The organism is Streptomyces sp. Tek67B01 (assembly GCF_055231995.1).
Genome location: NZ_JBUYUY010000001.1, coordinates 6,250,536 through 6,269,217 on the forward strand (window position 1 = coordinate 6,250,536; position 18,682 = coordinate 6,269,217).

Consider the following 18,682-nt stretch of genomic DNA (forward strand, 5'->3'; position numbering starts at 1 on the left):
GCGCGGCTGACCCCTGATCTTGGCGGCGACCCCGCCGGATCAGGTGCGGCCTCGGCCGTCAGGCCGTCGGATACCTCAGGGGCGTCTCGACGTCTCCTCCCGCAGGTCTCGAATGCGCTTGATCTTGCCCACCGAGCGTTCCAGCGTCTCCGGGTCCACCACCTCGACCCGCACGGACACCCCGACGCCCTCCTTCACGGCCCTGACCACAGCGGCAGCCGCCGCCTCCCGCTGTGCGGGGTCCGCCTCGCGCCGGGCCTCGACCCGGACGGTCAGCGCGTCCATCCGACCCTCCCGGGTCAGTCGGAGCTGGAAGTGCGGGGCGAGGGCCGGGACGCGGAGCAGGATCTCCTCGATCTGCGTGGGGTAGAGGTTCACCCCCCGCAGGATGATCATGTCGTCACTGCGGCCCGTGATCTTCTCCATCCGGCGGAAGGCCGGCCGGGCGGTGCCGGGCAGCAGCCGCGTCAGGTCCCTGGTGCGGTACCGGACGACGGGCATGGCCTCCTTGGTGAGCGAGGTGAACACCAGCTCCCCGGGCTCGCCGTCCGGCAACACCGCCCCGGTGATCGGGTCGACCACCTCGGGATAGAAGTGGTCCTCCCAGATGTGGAGGCCGTCCTTCGTCGAGGCGCATTCCTGCGCCACCCCGGGCCCCATCACCTCGGACAGCCCGTAGATGTCCACGGCGTCGATGCCGAGCCGGTCCTCGATCTCCCGGCGCATCCCCTCCGTCCAGGGCTCCGCGCCGAATATGCCCGTACGCAGCGAGGTCGAGCGGGGGTCGATCCCCTGGCGCTCCATCTCGTCCAGCAGGGTCAGCATGTAGGAGGGGGTCACCATGATGACCTCCGGTCTGAAGTCCTGGATCAGTCGGACCTGGCGGTCCGTCATGCCGCCTGAAGCGGGCACGACCGTACATCCGAGCCGTTCGGCGCCGTAGTGCGCGCCGAGGCCGCCCGTGAACAGGCCGTACCCGTAGGCGATGTGTACGATCTGCCCCGGCCGGCCGCCCGCCGCGCGGATGGACCGGGCGACGACGTCCGCCCAGGTGGACAGGTCCCCGTCGGTGTACCCCACCACCGTCGGCCGGCCGGTGGTGCCGCTGGAGGCGTGGATGCGGCGGACGTCCGAACGGGGGACGGCGAACATTCCGAAGGGGTACTGGTCGCGCAGGTCGGCCTTGGTGGTGAAGGGGAAGAGGGAGAGGTCGGCGAGGGAACGGCAGTCGTCGGGGTGCACGCCGGCCTTCTCGAATGCCTGCCGGTAGAAGGGCACCCGTTCGTACACCCGGTGCAAGGTGGCGCGCAACCGGCTCAGCTGGAGGGCCGCCAGCTCGTCACCGCTCAGCGATTCGCCCGCATCCGGTCCGGGGCCATGGCCCGGCAGCCCGCCCCGATCCCGCTCCTCGCCTGCGAAGTCCGTCATGTCCTCACCCCATCGTGAACGCACCGACCGATCATTCGGTAGCCTGCCGGACACGGCAGACTAAAGCAATGACTCGAACGAGTGATCGGTGATCTCGGCGTCGTCCGGGCCCGCCGGGCGCGGGCCCCCCACCGTCGGTCGCCCCTGTGGTCCGGCGGTGGTTGACTTGCCGCATGCCGCTCGCCGACTACGGGGTGCTGTGCGGAACACTGCACCGCCACTTCCGCGACGAACCCGACAGCCAGGGCCGCTGGTTCCACGTCAACCTGGAGGTCGACGCACCCGACGGCCGCTACCGGTGCGCCGTCGACGTCGACAGCGAGCACTCCACCGTCGGCGTCCAGTGGAAGGTCCTCACCCTCGCCGCCTCGGTGCTCGAACCCGCCTCCACCCTCGCGCCGGGCTTCCACGACCTCGCCCGCACCTCGGGATCGGGCGCCCTCGACTTCCAACGCCACCCCGCGCTCGCCAACCGGTCAGGCCGGGTGGTCGCCTGGCTGCGCGCGCTCCTCGACCGACCCTGCCCGTCGCACCCCTGGATCTCGGGCACCTGCCTCGAAGCCTCCCGGGCACTGGAGCCCATCCTCGTACCGGGTCGCCCCGTCATGGTCTTCGGAGAGCCCTTCGACCGCGGCGGTCCCGGTGTGCACGACATCCACCAGAACCAGGGCGACCCGTACGACAGCCGGTGGTGGGCGGAGAACGGGATCTGGCAGGACGGTGCGGCGATGACCAGGAGGGACGACGGCTGGTACGACGTGTTCCTCTCCAAGTTCTCCACCCAGGCCGACCGGACCGGTCCGGACGGCCGACCCTTGTGAGCCCGCGCCCACACCGCTTCCTCAGCGGGCGGCGTCCGCCTCCGTGGCCACCGCCTTCGCCCAGCGGTAGTCCGCCTTCCCGCTCGGGGAGCGCTGGATCGCCGGCGCGACGACGAGCTGGCGCGGGATCTTGTACCCCGCGAGCCTCGTCCGACAATGGGCCTGGATCTCCTCCAGCGTCGGCTCCGGCGCCCCGGCGCGCACCTGGACCACCGCGGCGACATGGCTGCCCCAGCTCGGGTCCGCCACCCCCGCGACCAGGGCGTCGTACACGTCCGGGTGCGACTTCAACGCCTGCTCGACCTCCTCCGGGTAGACCTTCTCGCCCCCCGTGTTGATGCACTGCGAGCCGCGCCCCAACACGGTGACGATCCCGCACTCGTCCACCGTCGCCATGTCGCCGAGCAGCACCCAACGCTCCTCGCCCTTGCGGAAGAAGGTCTCGGCCGTCTTCGCGGGGTCGTTGTAGTAGCCCAGCGGCACGTGGCCGCGCTGGGCGAGGCGCCCCGGCCGGCCCACCGGCACCGGCTCGTGCGTCACCGGGTCCACCACCTGGGTGCGCTCGTTGACCTCCAGCCGAAAACCCTTCTCGGGCCCCGAGTCGTTCGCCGCCTTGCCGTTGGACCCGGACTCCGAGGAGCCGAAGTTGTTGAGCAGCATCACGTGCGGCACCAATCGCTGGAACTCGGCCCGGACCGTCTCCGACATGATCGCCCCGGACGAGGAGACGCTGAACAGCGAGGACAGGTCCGTCCTCCCCAGCGGGCCGTTCAGCGCGTCGATGAGCGGCCTCAACATCGCGTCGCCCACCAGGGACACACTGGAGACCTTCTCCTTCTCGATCGTGCGCAGCACTTCCTCGGGCGCGTACTTGCGGTGGATGACCACCCGCTGGCCGTAGTTGAAGGCGATGAACGAGGTCAGGGTCGACGTGCCGTGCATGAGCGGCGGCGCGGGGAAGAACGTGAGCCCCGCGCCGCGCGCGGCCACCCGTTCGGCCAGTTCCTCCGGCCGCTTCACCGGCTCGCCCGACGGTTCGCCGCCGAACAGCCCCGCGAAGAAGAGGTCTTCGGCCCGCCACATGACGCCCTTGGGCATCCCGGTGGTGCCACCGGTGTAGATGATGAACAGGTCGTCGGGGGAGCGGGGCGGGAAGCCGCGCTCCGGGGAGCCCGCCGCCTCCGCGTCCGCGTACGCGATGGGCGCGACCGCGGGCTCCGGGGCGTCCTCGGGGGTTTCGCCGACCCGGATCAGGTGTCGCAACCGGGTGGTCCGCGGGAGCGCCGCGGCCACCCGCTCCGTGAACTCGCCCTCGAAGACGAGGGCGGCGAGATCGGCGTCGTTGTAGAGGTAGACCAGTTCCTCTTCGACGTAACGGTAGTTGACGTTCACCGGAACCAGGCGGGCCTTGAGGCAGGCCAGCACCGTCTGGAGGTACTCGACCCCGTTGTAGAGGTGCAGCCCCAGGTGCTCGCCGGCCGTCAGTCCGCTGTCGAGGAGGTGGTGCGCGAGGCGGTTCGCCGCCGCGTCGAGCTCCGCGTACGTCAGGCGGCGTTCGGCGCCGGTGCCCGGGTGGTCCACGTAGACGAGGGCCTCCCGGTCGGGAACCACGTCGACGACCGACTCGAACAGGTCGGCAAGGTTGTACTCCACCGTTCCTCCTGACCCGAAAGTGTCATGGCTGACCCCACGGCCTGCCCGGCTCGGCGGTCATTAGAGCGCCGGGACGGTCAACTGGGAAGGCGACCGGACAAGAAAACTGACTGTGTGTCAGAAAGCTATTGAACTGCCTCCTCCCCTCCTGCAACCTGTTCTAGGTCTTCAGACGGGAGGACGGCAATGGGTGGGACGGAACACCTGACCGTGGAACGCCACGGCGCCACGCTGGTGCTCACCATGAACAGGCCGGAGGCGAAGAACGCGCTCTCGCTGCCACTGCTGGTGGGGCTGTACGACGGCTGGCTGGAAGCCGACGCGGACGACGCCGTCCGCTCGGTGATCCTGACGGGCGCCGGCGGGGACTTCTGCGCCGGAATGGACCTCAAGGCGCTCGCCGGGCGGGGAATGGCGGGCGACCAGTACCGCGACCGACTCAAGGCCGACCCCGACCTGCACTGGAAGGCGATGCTCCGCCACCACCGGCCCCGCAAACCGGTGATCGCGGCGGTGGAGGGGTACTGCGTGGCGGGCGGCACCGAGATCCTCCAGGGGACCGACATCCGGGTCGCCGGCGAAGGGGCCACCTTCGGGCTGTTCGAGGTCAAACGGGGCCTGTTCCCGATCGGCGGCTCGACGGTACGACTGCCACGGCAGATCCCGCGCACGCACGCGCTGGAGATGCTGCTCACCGGTCGGCCGTACACGGCGGCGGAAGCGGCGGGGATCGGCCTGATCGGGCGGGTGGTGCCGGACGGCACCGCGCTGGAGCGGGCCCTGGAGATCGCCGAGCAGGTCAACGCGTGCGGGCCGCTGGCGGTGGAGGCGGTGAAGGCCTCGGTGTACGAGGGCGCGGAGTCGACCGAGGCGGAGGGGCTCGCCGCCGAGCTGAGGCGGGGGTGGCCGATCTTCGAGACGGCGGACGCCAAGGAGGGAGCCCGCGCGTTCGCGGAGAAACGCCCGCCGCGCTACCGCCGGGCCTGAGCGCCGGCCACGGTGAGGGTGTGGGCGCCGGGCCCCGGATACCGGGGTGCCGGTATCCGGAACCCCCGTAACCCCGGTGTCGGGCCGGATGCTCCGGCAAGCCCGATCGTCGGCGCCGCGGTGCGCTGTCGACCACCGCCGATCAGCGGTGGAGGTCCCGGTCAGAGGTCTGGCCCCGCCGGTGGACCGGTCGATCCCGGCAGCCGGCGGCGCGGACCGGCGTGCACCGGGAGTGACCCCCGGCCGACCGATCGCCTCCGACACCGGCCGGCGCGTCCGACCCGGCGGGCCCGGCCGACCGAAAGGCCGGACGGACCCGGCGCCCCGGCCACCCGGCCCCGGCCCACTCGGGTGGACGGACCCACGGCGGACCGCCCGAGCCGGCCGATCCGAATGCCGACCGAGGACGGTGGTCGGACGGACCCGACGGCTGAGCAGCACGAGCCGGCCGACCCGGCCCGGCCGACTCGGCGGTCGGACCGGGTCGGCGCCGGCCGAGTCGTTCGGCCCCACGGATGCCGGTCGGACGTCCGCCCGGCCTCCCGTCCAGACCCGACCGCCCCCAGACCCACCACCCCAGACCCGGCCGGCCCGGGTCGGGGCCGGGCCCGGGGCACAACCCGTCGTGCCTTCAGACAGGAGCCCAGCCCATGACCGCAGCCCCAGAAGCCGCCGCGCCGCCGCCCGAGGTGTTGCGTGCGCCCCTCGTCGTCGAGTTCCCGTTCACCCGGTCCCTCGGGCCCGTGCAGAGCGCCTTCCTCACCGGCCTGCGCGAGCGCGTCGTACTCGGCGTCCGCACCACCGCCGGACAGGTGATGGTGCCGCCCGCCGAGTACGACCCCGTCACCGCCGAGGAGATCCGCGAGCTCGTCCAGGTCGCCACCACCGGCACCGTCACCACCTGGGCCTGGAACGGGCAGCCGCGCCCGAACCAGCCCCTGGACCGGCCCTTCGCCTGGGTCCTCGTCACGCTGGACGGCGCCGACACCGCCCTTCTCCACGCCCTCGACGCACCCGACCCCGAAGCCGTACACACCGGCCTGCGGGTGCGCGTCCGCTGGGCCCGAGAACGAATCGGCGCGATCACCGACATCGCCTGTTTCGAGCCGTACGAGGACGCCGCCGAGGGCGCGGAAGCGGCCGAACCCTCCCCGCACGACGGCACGTTCGCCGACCCCGTCACCGGCATCGTCGCCCAGGCGCGCCTCGACTACACCTACAGCCCCGGCCGCGCGCAGACCGCGTACATCAACGCCCTCTCCGGACGGCGGACGGTCGGCGAGCGCTGCCCCTCCTGCCACAAGGTGTACGTGCCCCCGCGCGGCGCCTGCCCCACCTGCGGCGTCGCCACCACCGACCGGGTCGAGGTCGGCCCGGCCGGCACCGTCACCACGTACTGCGTCGTGAACATCAAGGCCCGCAACCTCGACATCGAAGTCCCGTACGTCTACGCCCACATCGCCCTCGACGGCGCCGACCTCGCCCTCCACGGCCGGATCGGCGGCATCCCCTACGACCAGGTCCGCATGGGCCTGCGCGTCGAACCGGTGTGGACCGAAGGCGGTCGGCACCCCGACCACTACCGCCCCACCGGCGAGCCGGACGCGGACTACGACGCGTACAAGGAGCTCATCTGATGGTCACGACGAACAGGTACGCCCGAGAGGTCGCGGTCGTCGCCTTCGCGCAGAGCGACCACCGGCGCCGCACCGACGAACTCAGCGAAGTCGAGATGGTCATGCCGGTCCTCCACCAGGTGCTGGCCCGCACTGGCCTCAAGACCGGCGAGATCGGCTTCACCTGCTCCGGCTCCAGCGACTACCTGGCGGGCAGGGCCTTCTCCTTCACCCTGACCCTCGACGGCGTCGGCGCCTGGCCGCCCATCTCCGAGTCCCACGTCGAGATGGACGGCGCCTGGGCCCTCTACGAGGCCTGGGTCAAGATCCAGACCGGGGAGGCCGACACCGCGCTCGTCTACGCGTACGGCAAGTCCTCCCCCGGGCCGGTACGAGATGTCCTCACCCGCCAGCTCGACCCCTATTACCTCGCCCCCCTGTGGCCCGACTCCGTCGCCCTGGCCGCCCTCCAGGCCCAGGCACTGATCGACGCGGGCGAGACCGACGAGGCCGCCCTGGCGGCCATCGGCGCCCGCAGCCGGGCATCCGCCGAGGCCGGAAACCCGCACGCCCAGCTCACCGGCGCCGTCCCACAGGGCGACTACCAGGTGCGGCCACTGCGCACCGGCGACTGCCCGCCCATCGGCGACGGCGCGGCAGCCGTCATCCTGGCCGCGGGTGACACCGCCCGCCGGCTGTGCGAGCGGCCCGCCTGGATCACCGGTATCGACCACCGGATCGAGGCGCACGGCCTGGGACTGCGCGAGCTCACCGACTCGGTCTCCACCCGCCTCGCCGCCGAACGCGCGGGTCTCTTCGAAGCCCCCGTGGACACGGCGGAACTCCACGCGCCGTTCTCCTCCCAAGAGGTGGTGCTCCGCAAGGCGCTCGGGCTCGACGAGGGCGTGAGCGTCAACCCGTCCGGCGGGGCCCTCGCCGCCAACCCGATCATGGCCGCGGGACTGATCCGCATAGGCGAGGCCGCCGCCCGCATCCACCGCGGCGCGTCCTACCGCGCCGTCGCGCACGCCACCTCCGGCCCCTGCCTCCAGCAGAACCTGGTCGCCGTCATGGAAGGGGACCGAGCATGAGCAAGGCAGCCACATCGAAGGAGCCCGTGGCCGTCGTCGGCATCGGCCAGACCAGGCACGTCGCCGCCCGGCACGACGTCTCCATCGCCGGGTTGGTCCGCGAAGCCGCCGTGCGCGCCCTCGCGGACGCCGAGTTGACCTGGGCGGACATCGACGCCGTCGTGATCGGCAAGGCTCCCGACTTCTTCGAGGGGGTGATGATGCCGGAGCTGTACCTGGCGGACGCCCTGGGCGCGGTCGGCAAGCCGATGCTCCGGGTCCACACCGCCGGTTCCGTCGGGGGCTCCACCGCGCTCGTTGCCGCCAACCTGGTGGCGGCCCGCGTCCACCGCACCGTCTTGACCCTGGCCTTCGAGAAGCAGTCCGAATCCAACGCCATGTGGGGCCTCTCGCTGCCCGTGCCCTTCCAGCAGCCCCTGCTGGCGGGCGCGGGGGGGTTCTTCGCACCGCACGTGCGCGCGTACATGCGGCGCACCGGCGCGCCCGACACCGTCGGCTCGCTCGTCGCGTACAAGGACCGGCGCAACGCGCTGAAGAACCCGTACGCGCACCTGCACGAGCACGACATCACCCTGGAGAAGGTCCAGGCCTCACCGATGCTGTGGGACCCGATCCGGTACTCGGAGACCTGCCCGTCCTCCGACGGGGCGTGCGCGATGGTCCTCACCGACCGGGCGGGCGCCGCCCGTTCGCCCCGGCCCCCGGCCTGGGTGCACGGCGGGGCGATGCGCAGCGAGCCGACGCTCTTCGCCGGCAAGGACTTCGTGTCCCCGCAGGCGGGCAAGGACTGCGCGGCCGACGTGTACCGGCAGGCGGGGATCACCGACCCGCGCCGCGAGATCGACGCGGTGGAGATGTACGTACCGTTCTCCTGGTACGAGCCGATGTGGCTGGAGAACCTCGGCTTCGCCGAGGAGGGCGAGGGCTGGAAGCTCACCGAGGCCGGCGTCACCGAACTCGACGGCGACCTGCCCGTCAACCCGTCGGGCGGTGTGCTGTCGACCAACCCCATCGGGGCCTCCGGGATGATCCGCTTCGCCGAGGCGGCCCTGCAAGTGCGCGGCCTGGCGGGGGAACACCAGATCGCGGGTGCCCGCCGGGCACTCGGGCACGCGTACGGCGGCGGGGCGCAGTTCTTCGCGATGTGGCTGGTGGGAGCCGAACCGCCCGCGTCCTGAGGGGCCTTGGGACAGGAGGCTCGGACGCCATTCGAACGGGCCGGCCGGGGCGGCGGGGCCTGTGCGGCGCCCGCCCGCGTGGTTAACCTGGCCCTCGGACGACGTACCGGGAGGAGCACGCACGTGGCCGAGAGCATGACTTCGCAGGCCCCCGCCGGCTGGGGCAAGCCGGAACTGGATCTCAGTGGGGCCGACTGGAGGTCGAGCAGCCGGGGATCGGGGGATGTCCAGATCGCCTTCGTGGAAGGGTTCATCGCGATGCGCAACAGCGAGCGGCCCGACAGCCCCTCGCTGATCTTCGCGCCCGACGAGTGGCGCAAGTTCGTCCTGGACGCGCGGGGCGGGGAGTTCGACCTGACCTGACGAGGCGCGGTCCGCCGCCGGCGCCGGGCCTGGAGCCGCTGCCCGGTGCCCGGCGGGGTCGACCAGTCCTGCCGACCCGTTGTGCCATCATGGCCGCCATGACGATCGACCGCCGAAAGGGCGATGCCGCGTAAGCGCCCCGGCGCGCTGCGCGCCCGACCAGGGCCGTTCGACGGCCGCCGACCGCCCGCATGGACGCGTGAACTACCGCCCCTGGACCGGCTGTCACCCGCCGCGAGCGCGCTGATCCACCACGTGCTGGGCGGTCGCGCCCCCGACCTCGCCGTCCGGCTCGCGCTGTACCGCGCCTTTCTGGACCGTCCCGGCGGCCGGCTGCTCCTCCTGCCCTCGACCTGCCCCGCTTGCCCCGGCTGCGCGCTCGACGACATCGCCGCGGTCCGCGACGAACTGGCCGACCTGTACCGAGGGCTGCCGTCCGACGAACGGTCCGCCCTGGGACGCGTACTGCGCACCCTCGACGCCGAGTTCCGCCGGCGCACCCTCCCCGATCCCGCACCCGTACCCGTGGGACGCGACCGGTTCGGACGCCCGCTCCCGTGGTGGCGCCGGCGACTGTACGAGGGCACCTGAAGGCGCCCGCCGGGAGCACCGGAGGCACCCCGCCCGCAGCCGTTCGTCCCACGCCGCTGCCGTTCGCCCGCAGCCGAAGACGTTCGCCCGGAGCCCAACGGGGCCTGATCGGCCACCGACGGGGGCACAGTGGCCGCATGGACGAGATCACCCGGCTCAATCTGTTCCGCTCGCAGGCGCATGCCTTCGAGAAGGCGGCCCGGCGGGCGCTCGACGCCGGCGGACGGCCACCCCTGGTCCCGTCCTGTCCGGGCTGGTCGGTGTCCGACCTGGTCGGCCACCTGGGCTCGGTGCACCGTTTCCTCGCCCACATCCTGCGGGAGCGGCTCACCGAGGCCCCCGACCCCACCGACCTCTCCCTCTACGGCCTCCCTGCGGACCCGGCGGCGCGGGCCGCGTGGCCCCGACCGGACCGGACGCCCACCCTGGGCCCGGCCCCCGCGGCGCTGATCGACTGGTTCGCCGAGGGCGCCGGAGCGCTGGAGGACCTGCTGCGCGCCCTCGGGCCGGACGTGCCGGTGTGGACCTGGTCGTCGACGAGGACCAGCGGCTTCTGGCAGCGGATGCAGCTGATCGAGCTCGCCCTGCACCGCTGGGACGCGGAGGCCGCGACGGGAACTCCGAAGCCCGTCGACCCCCGGATCGCGGCGGACGCCGTCCCCCACACCTTCGAGGTGATGGCCCCGGCCCGGCGCGGCTGGAAGCCCGCGCCGCCGGGGACCGGGGAGCGGTACCGCTTCCGGCGGACCGACGCCGCCGGCTCCTGGACGGTCACCTTCACCGGTGAGGAGGTGCTCCTGGAACCGGGGGACACCCGCCCGGTGGACGTCGAAGCCGCCGGGACGGCCGAGGAGCTGATGCTGTTCCTCTGGCGGCGGCTCCCCGCCTCCGCGCTGACGGTCACCGGCGACGCCGGCCGCCTCGACCACTACTTCACGCTGGTCCCGCCCGTATAGAGGGGACAACAGCCGGCCGGCGCCCCGCCGAGAGCCCCGCCCGGGCCGCGCCCCGGCCCCGGCGCGACCCCGGGCGGAAGCGAGGCCCGGGACCGGAAAACCCGCCCGGCCACGTACCATGGCGGCATGTCCTTCCTCCGCCGCCACCGCGCCGCCACCCCCGCCGGCCCGGACTTCGACGTCCTCGCCATGGACCCGGGGGACTGGCCGGGCAACCTCGGGGCCGGGCTGCTCCCCGCCCCCGACGGCAGCTGCCAGGGTGTCTTCCTCCGCTACGACCTCTTCGGCGGCCGCGGCCCTGCGATGATCATCGGCAACCTCCCCGAGGGCTCGCCGGCCCGGGAGCTCGCCGACAAGCAGGTCCCCTTCGAGGTGGCACAGCTCCTCGACGCCCTGGAGAACGACGAGGAGGTCGAGGTCACCGCGGTCGAGGACTGCCCCGTCATGCAGGGCGACAACCTCCTCATCGTGCGCAAGGTCAAGCTCTCGGAGTCCCGCATCTCCTGCGTCCAGTTCGACCGCAGCGACAACGTGTTGGTCACCATCGCCAGCTGGGACCGTCCGATCACCGACGACCTCTACGCCCTCCTCAAGCCCCTTCCCGCCGAGCTCTTCCAGCAGGGATAGGGCCTCGCGGAACAGCGCCGTGCGACGCTACGCGTCCGCGATGTCGTTCGCGGCCACGTAGCCGAAGGTCATCGCGGGGCCGATCGTCGATCCGGCCCCCGCGTAGCTGTGGCCCATCACCGCCGCACTGGCGTTGCCGGCCGCCCACAAGCCCCGGATCACCGATCCGTCCGCGCGCAGCGCCCGAGCCCGCGCGTCCGTCACGATGCCCCCCTTGGTCCCCAGGTCTCCCGGCACGATCTTGAAGGCGTGGAACGGCGGCGCCCAGATCGGCGCCAGGCACGAGTTCGGCTGGACGTTCGGGTCGGCGTAGTAGTGGTCGTACGCCGTGTCCCCGCGGTGGAAGTCGGGGTCCGACCCGCTCCACGCCTGCGCGTTGAAGCGGTTCAGGGTCGCCCGCAGCGCCGCGGCCGGTACCCCGATCTGCCCGGCGAGCGCGTCCCACGTCCACGCCTTCCGCGCGGCTCCCGCCTCGTACCACGCGTCCGGGAAGGGCAGCGTCGGGAGGATGTCCTTGAAGAGGTACCTGTTGCGGTAGTTCTGGTCCACGATCAGCCAGGCCGGAATGTGGGAGCCGGTCGTGCCCCGGTCCTTCTCGTACATCACGTGCACCACGTCGCTGTACGGGGCCGCCTCGTTGACGAACCGGGTGCCGTTCGCGTTCACCATCAGACCGCCCGGAAGGGTCCGCTCCGCGAGGCAGAAGTAGGGTTCGCCGGGCAGCGGGATCGACGGCCCCCACCAGGCGTCCTCCATCAGCGCCAGCGCCGCCCCCGCCCGCTGCCCGGCACGGATGCCGTCGCCCGTGTTCTCTTTCGCCCCGACGGACCACTCGGTGCCGATGGGCTGCTGCTGGTACTGCGCCCGCATCGCCGCGTTGTGCTCGAAGCCGCCGGAGCCCATGATCACGCCCTTGCGGGCCCGTACGACGCCCCGGACGCCCTCCTTCTCCACCACCACCCCGGTGACCGCCCCGCCCTCCTGCACCAGATCGACCAGCGGGCTGTTCAGCCACACCGGCACCCCCGCCCGCATCAGACCCGCGCGGAGCCCCGCGGCCAGCGCCTGGCCCATGGTCAGCGGCTTCTCGCCGCGCAGCGCCGCCTTCGCGCCCCGCGCCAGGCACTCGGTGGACACCGCGAGCCCCCTCGCGGTGACCGCCGCGAGATTGAGCCACTTGTAGTCCTGGCTGAACACCACCATCCCGGCGGGCACCGCCATGTACGCCGGATTGAGCCGCGCCAGCTCGGCCCCGAGCACGTTCCCGTCGATCTGGTCGGGCTCGACGGAGCGCCCGTTCGACAGGCCGCCGGGCAGGTTCGGGTAGTAGTCGCTGTAGCCGTCCATGAAGCGGAACCTCAACGGACTGTTCGCCATGACGAAGTCCAGCATGCGGGGCCCGTTGGCGAGGAACGCCCGCTGTCGGTCGGCGGGTACATCGGGACCCACCACGGCAGCGAGGTACGCCGAGGCCTTCTCCGGGGTGTCCGGCACACCGGCTCCGAGGAGCACCGAGTTGTTCGGCAGCCAGATCCCGGCGCCGGAGCGGGCCGCCGAGCCGCCGAAGGTGGGGGCCTTCTCGACCACCAGCACGCTCAGCCCGCGCCCGGCGGCGGTGAGCGCGGCAGTCATCCCCGACGCCCCCGACCCGACCACGACGACGTCGTACTCACCGAGCGGAACCCCGTCGAGGGCCGGGTCGGCCGAGGCCCGCGCGGCGGCGGCCGGCAACACGGTGGCGGCGAGGACCCCGGCGCCCGTACCGGCGAGGACCGTCCGGCGGGCGGGGAACGGAGCGCGTGCGTGATCGGACCGTGCGGACATGGGCGGGCTCCGGGGGAGGAGGAGGGGAGGTGGCTCCAGCATGTCTGATGCTGAGTCAGAAACCTGTTCGGAGGATCATGGGATGTCAAGGCATCCGACTCCGCCACCCCGCCACCCCGAGCCCGCACCCCGCCACCCGGTCCGCACAAGGGCGAGGCCCCGCGGCGGTGGGAGCCGCGGGGCCTCGCGTACGGGGGCGGTGCGTCAGCGGGTGCCGACCACCGCGCGGACCGCCCTGCGGGCCATCCCGCAGTCGTCGTGCAACCGGCGCAGCAGCAGCCGCTGCTCCTCGCCCGAGGACAAGGCGCCCGCGGGCGGCGACTGCACCGGGGCGGTCGCCTGCATCGAGCGCTGCACCGCCGTCTCGGACATCCGGATCTCCCGGGTCAGGATCAGCATCAGGTTCACCAGGAACGCGTCCCGGACCGCCGGTCCCTGCTGCTGCGCGAGCCGGCTGATCTGGCCGCGCGCCGCCGGCGCGTCGCCCAGGACCGTCCACAGCGTGGCCAGGTCGTAGCCGGGCAGGTACCAGCCGGCGTGCTCCCAGTCGAGCATCACGGGTCCGGCCGGGGAGAGCAGCAGGTTCGACAGCAGGGCGTCACCGTGGTTGAACTGCCACGGGGTTCCGGACAGCTTGAGGCCGTGCAGCAGCTTCTGGAGGTCACCGAAATCGCGGTCGGTCAGCAGACCCAGCTGGTGGTCACGCGCGATCCGGCGCGTGTAGTCCAGTGGGTGCCCGAAGAGTTCGGCCGGCGGGCGCCACTGGTTCACCCGGCACACCGCCCCCAGCGCGGCCCGTACGTCGGCCCGCGGCGGAGCCTCCACCGGGTGCCGTTGCAGGGCCGCGACCCGGCCCGCCATGCGCTCGACGACCAGGACGCAGTTCTCCGGGTCGGCGGCGATCAGCCGCGGTACCCGGACCGGCGGACGGTGCCGGACGAACGCCCGGTACGCAGCTATTTCGTGTCGGTACCGCTCGCGCCACTCCGGCGAGTGGTCCAGTAAGACCTTCGCGACGGCGGTCATCCGCCCGGTCGTCCCCACCAGGAGGACCGACCGGCCGCTGCGCCGCAGCACCTGGACGGGCGCGAACTCGGGACAGATCCGCTGCACCGAGGCGAGCGCCGTGCGCAGTTGGGCGCCCTGCGGCCCCGAGAGGTCGATTCTTCCGCTGAGCGGCTGGGCCCCGGTCCCCGGGACCCGCGGGGCCCGTACGGCGGCCTGCGCCTGGGCGGCCGGCCGGCCGGGTTCGAGGTAAGGGCCGCCGCCCGCCTGGAGCGTGCGGTGCGGCCGGACCGGGGCGGACACGGAGGACGTTGCTGCGTACATGGCGTTTACGGTTCCCTTCGTGCGCCGACGAGTTGCGTACGCCGCCCCGCCGGAACCCGTGCTTCACCCTGGGGAGTTCCACCGGGGGCCGGGGCGGGGAGGCGCATTCCTACATGACACCCCGCCGTGGGTGGCACACCATCTGGCGGACCCTGGCGAACCCTGGCGAATAGTCGCTCGGCACCTGACGGCGGGCTACTGTCAACTCAGCCGAGAACCTGGGGGCTTGACGTGAGCAAAGGTCCAAACACCCGTCTGAACGACCTGTTCGGCCTGGCCGGCTGGTCCAAGGGCGAACTGGCGAGGATGGTCAACCGGCAGGCGGCCGCCATGGGCCACCACCAGCTGGCCACCGACACCTCGCGGGTGCGGCGCTGGATCGACATGGGGGAGACCCCGCGCGAACCGGTGCCCACGGTACTGGCAGCACTGTTCACCGAGCGGCTCGGTCGTGTCGTGACCATCGAGGACCTCGGGTTCGTACGGCAGCGGCGCACCGCGAAGCGGCAACCGGACGGGGCGCAGGACAACCCCGACGGAGTGCCCTGGGCGCCCGAACGCACAGCCGCGGTCCTCACCGAATTCACGGGAATGGACCTCATGCTCAACCGTCGCGGTCTGATGGGCGCCGGAGTCGCGCTCACCGCCGGCTCAGCCCTCAGCAACGCCATGTACGACTGGCTGCACACCGACCCCGCCACCGCCAAGGAAGCCGACCGCTTCGGCGGGGGCGTCCACCAGGCCGACCCCGTCGGCTACGACCGCTACGAGGCGGCCCCGATCGGCTCGCAGGAGATCGATGCCCTGGAGCGCTCCGTCGAGGTCTTCCGCGCCTGGGACGCCTCCAGGGGCGGCGGACTCCAGCGCAAGGCCGTCGTGGGCCAACTCAACGAGGTGGGAGGGATGCTGGCCTACCACCACCCCGACCACCTCCAGCGCCGACTGTGGGGAGTGGCCGCCAACCTGGCGGTCCTCGCCGGCTGGATGTCCCACGACGTCGGCCTCGAACCCACCGCGCAGAAGTACTTCGTGATCGCGGCGCACGCGGCCCGCGAGGGCGGGGACCGGCCGAGGGCCGGCGAGGCCCTGTCCCGCGCGGCCCGCCAGATGGTGCACCTGGGCAAGCCCAACGAGGCCTTGGACCTGATGAAGCTGGCGAAGTCCGGCTCCGGCGAGGAGACCCTGCCGCGCACCCGCGCCATGCTCCAGACCATCGAGGCCTGGGCGCAGGCCGCCATGGGCAAGGGCCAGGCCATGCGCCGCACCCTGGGAGAGGCCGAGGACCTGTTCGTCTCCGACAAGGGCGACGTTCCGCCGCCCTCCTGGATGCAGCACTTCGACGAGGCGGACCTGCACGGAATGCAGGCCCTGGCCTTCCGGACGCTGGCAGACCACGACCCCACGGCCGCGCCGATCGCCCAGCGCCACGCGAAGGAGGCGCTGCGGCTGCGGGCCCAAGGCCACCAGCGTTCGCAGATCTTCGACTACATCTCCATGGCCTCGGCCTGCTTCATCGCCGACGACCCGGAGCAGGCCGACCGGTACGCCCGGCTCGCCCTGGTGTCGATGAACGAGACCTCCTCGCACCGGACATGGGACCGGCTGCGCGAGATGTACCGGCTCACCGGCCAGTACTCCGGCTACGGGCGCATCGAGGACCTGCGCGAGGAGATCGAGCTGGCCCTCCCGGACACTCCGGCGGTGGCGAGCACCGTCTGAGAGCCCACGGCCCCATGCGCCTCCCACGGAACCCGCACGCGACCTCGTACGCCGCCACGGGATACGACACGGCGTATGACACGGCGTATGACACGAGAAAGGCCGCGCCCGGCGGCGCGGCCCTGAAGTCCGGTTCTCGCTCCTTGGTGGTGCTCGGTGGTCGGTGCTCGGTGGTCAGAGGCCGATCCGGGCCACGAGCACGCAGGCGTCGTCCTCGCGCTCGTTGTCGCCGAACTCCTCCAGCACGATCCGTACGCAGTCCTGCGCCGACCGCGCCGCCGAGAACCGCGGCGCGAGCGCCAGCAGCCGCCCGGTCCCGTCCGCCCGGCTGAACTCGATGCCGCGCGGGGTCAGTCCGTCCGTGTGGAGGACCACCACGTCACCCGCTTCCAGCCGTTCCTCGGCCTGGCCGTACACCGCCCCGGAGGTCGCCCCCAGCAGTACGCCCTCCGGCGGCTGGAGCGAACGGCCCTGGCCGCCGCGGAACAGCAACGGCGCGGGGTGGCCGGCCTGCGCCCAGGACAGCACGCGGAGGTCGGGATCGTAACGACAGCAGACCGCCGAGCCGAGCGCCGGCTGGACGGAGGTCTCCAGCAGTTGGTTGAGCCAGCCCATCAACGGGCCGGGCTCGATGCCGGCCATGGCCATCCCGCGCAGGGCGCCGAGCATCATCGCCATCCCGGACGTGGCGGTCACCCCGTGGCCGGTGAGGTCACCGACCGTCAGCAGCGAGCGCCCGTCGTTCAGTTCGAGCGCGTCGTACCAGTCGCCGCCGATCAGGGCGCTGCTGGCGGAGGGCATGTAGTGCGCCGCCACGTCCAAGGCGCCGGTGCTGTCATGCGGGAACCGCAGGGAGCCGCGCCACGGGGGGAGCACGGCTTCCTGCAGTTCGACCGCCAGCCGGTGCTCGGTCTGCGCGATCTCCCGGCGGCGTTGCAGCGAGTCACGGGACTCGCGCACCGCGCGCTGGCTGCGGCGCAGTTCGCTCACGTCGCGCAGCACGGCCCACATGGACGCCGTGCAGCCGTCGGAGTCGAGCACCGGCTCGCCCCTCATGTGCAGCGTCCGGACCCGCCCGTCGGCCCGGACGATGCGGAACTCGCCGTCTATGGGCTTGCCGTCGACCAGACAGTCGGTGACCATCGCCGTGAGCAGCGGCTGGTCCTCGGAGAACAGGGTGGACCCCAGCTCGTCCAAGGGCAGCGCTCCCGCCTCCGGGGACCGGCCGAAGATCTGGAAGAGTTCCTCGGACCAGGTCACCTCGTCCGTCAACAGGTTCCACTCGGCGCTGCCGACCCGGGTCTGCCGGTCCTCGACCGTGGTCTCGGGCGCGGCCCGCGGCGGCTCGACGGACTGCTCGGGCGCGGGCGGCAGGCCCTCCTTGAGCTGGCCGAGGTGCTGCCCCAAGTCGTCGAGGTGGTGGACGGCCAGGTCGCACAGCGCGCGCTGCCAGCGGCCCTGGGCGTCGTCGTCGTCCACGACGGTGTCGCGGCGCACGGCGTCCACTTCGCCCCGCAGGCGTCGGGTCTGCGAGATCAGTGCGTCCACCGACCCGGGCTCGGGCGGCTGCGCGTGACGGTCCGCGAACAGATGGGACGGCATGAGAACTCCGATACAGGCGCGGCACGGCCATGAAGGAAGGACCGGTAACGACTGTTGCACAGGCCGGGACGGCCTGTAAGGCGTTTGGCAACATCCGCCACGTGGTTGCTCAAGGCATATGCCGTAGGCCTTCGGGGCCTCCTTCGTGTGTGCGAATGTTTCAGGTCACGACCCCGCGCGGGGCCTACACCTCCAGCGGCACCGGGTGTACCTCGTGCGCCGGGTGCCCGCTCCGCTCGTGGATGCGCTTGACCGCCTCGGCGTTCGGCGCCTCGGACAGGCAATACACCGTGCCCGACTCGGGGTCCGCCCAGGCCTGCTTGAAGTGCACGCCTTCCTGCGCCTCGATCGCCAGGTCCGCCCGGTGCGCCTCCGCCAGTTGCTCGGCGGTGATGCCCTTCATACCGGTGTGGACGTCCATGAACATGGCCATCGCTCCACACCTCCTCGCTGTCGCGGTCGAGTCCGGTTCCTGCATCTCCCATCGTCCACCCACGGCCGGAAAAACGCTGTCCGGCCGGGCGGAATCGAGCGCACGCGCGAGGGCCGTGAGCCCTGCGGGCGCTCCGAGTGCTCCCGGGCGCCGGTCGTCACCCCGCTGCGGGACCCCTCGAACGGAGGACCCCGTCCCGCGGGGTCGCGTTCACCCGTCCGGTGAGGCGGCGCTACGCACCGGTAACGGATCGGCGGCGCGGAGGTCGGACAGGCCCGGCGAATGAAGCGGGCGGTCCGGTCCCGGGGCCGGGACGAAGAAGACGCGAGCGGACCGGCCCCGGCACCTCCCCCGTGGTATCCCGTCGGCGCCGGAGCCCGTCCGCTCCGGAACAACGTAGGCGCCGCGCGGCGGGACCGCAGGATCCGCCCCGCACAGTGAGCGGCCGAGACGGGTATCACAGC

The 18,682-nt window shown here is 72.4% G+C and carries 16 protein-coding genes; 10 read left to right on the forward strand and 6 right to left on the reverse strand.

Annotation, left to right across the window (positions count from 1 at the left end):
- Window positions 1–75 precede the first annotated feature (75 nt).
- Window positions 76–1,428 carry a phenylacetate--CoA ligase PaaK gene (paaK, locus tag ACV7NM_RS28210; RefSeq protein WP_463412912.1) on the reverse strand — a complete coding sequence of 451 codons (1,353 nt, stop codon included), beginning with the start codon at window positions 1,426–1,428 and terminating at the stop codon, window positions 76–78.
- A 173-nt stretch (window positions 1,429–1,601) separates the two neighbouring features.
- Between paaK and ACV7NM_RS28215 the strand changes: the two genes are divergently transcribed.
- On the forward strand, window positions 1,602–2,249 hold the full coding sequence (locus ACV7NM_RS28215; RefSeq protein WP_463412913.1) for a DUF2278 family protein: 648 nt from the start codon (window positions 1,602–1,604) through the stop codon (window positions 2,247–2,249).
- A 21-nt stretch (window positions 2,250–2,270) separates the two neighbouring features.
- Here the strand turns inward: ACV7NM_RS28215 and ACV7NM_RS28220 are convergent, their stop codons facing one another.
- Window positions 2,271–3,902 (reverse strand): acyl-CoA synthetase, encoded by a 1,632-nt coding sequence (locus ACV7NM_RS28220; protein ID WP_463412914.1) that lies wholly within the window; start codon window positions 3,900–3,902, stop codon window positions 2,271–2,273.
- Between the two features lie 186 nt (window positions 3,903–4,088).
- Here ACV7NM_RS28220 and ACV7NM_RS28225 point away from each other — a divergent pair, with 186 nt between their 5' ends.
- From ACV7NM_RS28225 to ACV7NM_RS28260, 8 genes are all read left to right on the forward strand, one after another.
- The gene (locus tag ACV7NM_RS28225; protein WP_463412915.1) at window positions 4,089–4,889 is read left to right on the forward strand and encodes a crotonase/enoyl-CoA hydratase family protein; all 801 of its coding nucleotides are present in this window, start codon (window positions 4,089–4,091) and stop codon (window positions 4,887–4,889) included.
- A 650-nt stretch (window positions 4,890–5,539) separates the two neighbouring features.
- Window positions 5,540–6,526 (forward strand): Zn-ribbon domain-containing OB-fold protein, encoded by a 987-nt coding sequence (locus tag ACV7NM_RS28230; RefSeq protein WP_463412916.1) that lies wholly within the window; start codon window positions 5,540–5,542, stop codon window positions 6,524–6,526.
- Complete coding sequence (locus ACV7NM_RS28235; protein ID WP_463412917.1) at window positions 6,526–7,596, forward strand: thiolase domain-containing protein; 1,071 nt, start codon at window positions 6,526–6,528, stop codon at window positions 7,594–7,596. Before ACV7NM_RS28230 ends, ACV7NM_RS28235 begins: the two co-directional genes overlap by 1 nt.
- Entirely contained in the window at window positions 7,593–8,774 is a 1,182-nt protein-coding gene (locus ACV7NM_RS28240; RefSeq protein WP_463412918.1) for a thiolase domain-containing protein, read from the forward strand. Before ACV7NM_RS28235 ends, ACV7NM_RS28240 begins: the two co-directional genes overlap by 4 nt.
- Before the next feature lie 135 nt (window positions 8,775–8,909).
- Window positions 8,910–9,137, forward strand: a complete 228-nt coding sequence (locus ACV7NM_RS28245) for a DUF397 domain-containing protein (RefSeq protein ID WP_463414097.1) — start codon at window positions 8,910–8,912, stop codon at window positions 9,135–9,137.
- 123 nt (window positions 9,138–9,260) lie between these two features.
- Window positions 9,261–9,728, forward strand: a complete 468-nt coding sequence (locus ACV7NM_RS28250; protein ID WP_463412919.1) for a hypothetical protein — start codon at window positions 9,261–9,263, stop codon at window positions 9,726–9,728.
- 137 nt (window positions 9,729–9,865) lie between these two features.
- Entirely contained in the window at window positions 9,866–10,684 is an 819-nt protein-coding gene (locus ACV7NM_RS28255; RefSeq protein WP_463412920.1) for a maleylpyruvate isomerase family mycothiol-dependent enzyme, read from the forward strand.
- A gap of 126 nt (window positions 10,685–10,810) precedes the next feature.
- Window positions 10,811–11,311: a hypothetical protein gene (locus ACV7NM_RS28260; RefSeq protein ID WP_136211232.1), complete on the forward strand. Its 501-nt coding sequence runs from the start codon at window positions 10,811–10,813 to the stop codon at window positions 11,309–11,311.
- A 27-nt stretch (window positions 11,312–11,338) separates the two neighbouring features.
- On the opposite strand, the gene kstD is transcribed toward ACV7NM_RS28260, so the two are convergent.
- Together kstD and ACV7NM_RS28270 are read right to left on the reverse strand one after the other, a co-directional pair.
- Complete coding sequence (kstD, locus tag ACV7NM_RS28265; protein ID WP_463412921.1) at window positions 11,339–13,135, reverse strand: 3-oxosteroid 1-dehydrogenase; 1,797 nt, start codon at window positions 13,133–13,135, stop codon at window positions 11,339–11,341.
- Between the two features lie 204 nt (window positions 13,136–13,339).
- Window positions 13,340–14,464 (reverse strand): aminoglycoside phosphotransferase family protein, encoded by a 1,125-nt coding sequence (locus tag ACV7NM_RS28270; protein ID WP_463412922.1) that lies wholly within the window; start codon window positions 14,462–14,464, stop codon window positions 13,340–13,342.
- A gap of 231 nt (window positions 14,465–14,695) precedes the next feature.
- Here ACV7NM_RS28270 and ACV7NM_RS28275 point away from each other — a divergent pair, with 231 nt between their 5' ends.
- Window positions 14,696–16,183 carry a DNA-binding protein NsdB gene (locus ACV7NM_RS28275; RefSeq protein WP_463412923.1) on the forward strand — a complete coding sequence of 496 codons (1,488 nt, stop codon included), beginning with the start codon at window positions 14,696–14,698 and terminating at the stop codon, window positions 16,181–16,183.
- A 174-nt stretch (window positions 16,184–16,357) separates the two neighbouring features.
- Here ACV7NM_RS28275 and ACV7NM_RS28280 read toward each other — a convergent pair whose 3' ends face one another.
- A complete protein-coding gene (locus ACV7NM_RS28280) occupies window positions 16,358–17,785 on the reverse strand; it encodes a PP2C family protein-serine/threonine phosphatase (RefSeq protein WP_463412924.1) in 1,428 nt (475 codons plus the stop codon).
- Window positions 17,786–17,969: 184 nt separating this feature from the next.
- Entirely contained in the window at window positions 17,970–18,218 is a 249-nt protein-coding gene (locus ACV7NM_RS28285) for an SCO4226 family nickel-binding protein (RefSeq protein WP_463412925.1), read from the reverse strand.
- Window positions 18,219–18,682: the final 464 nt, after the last annotated feature.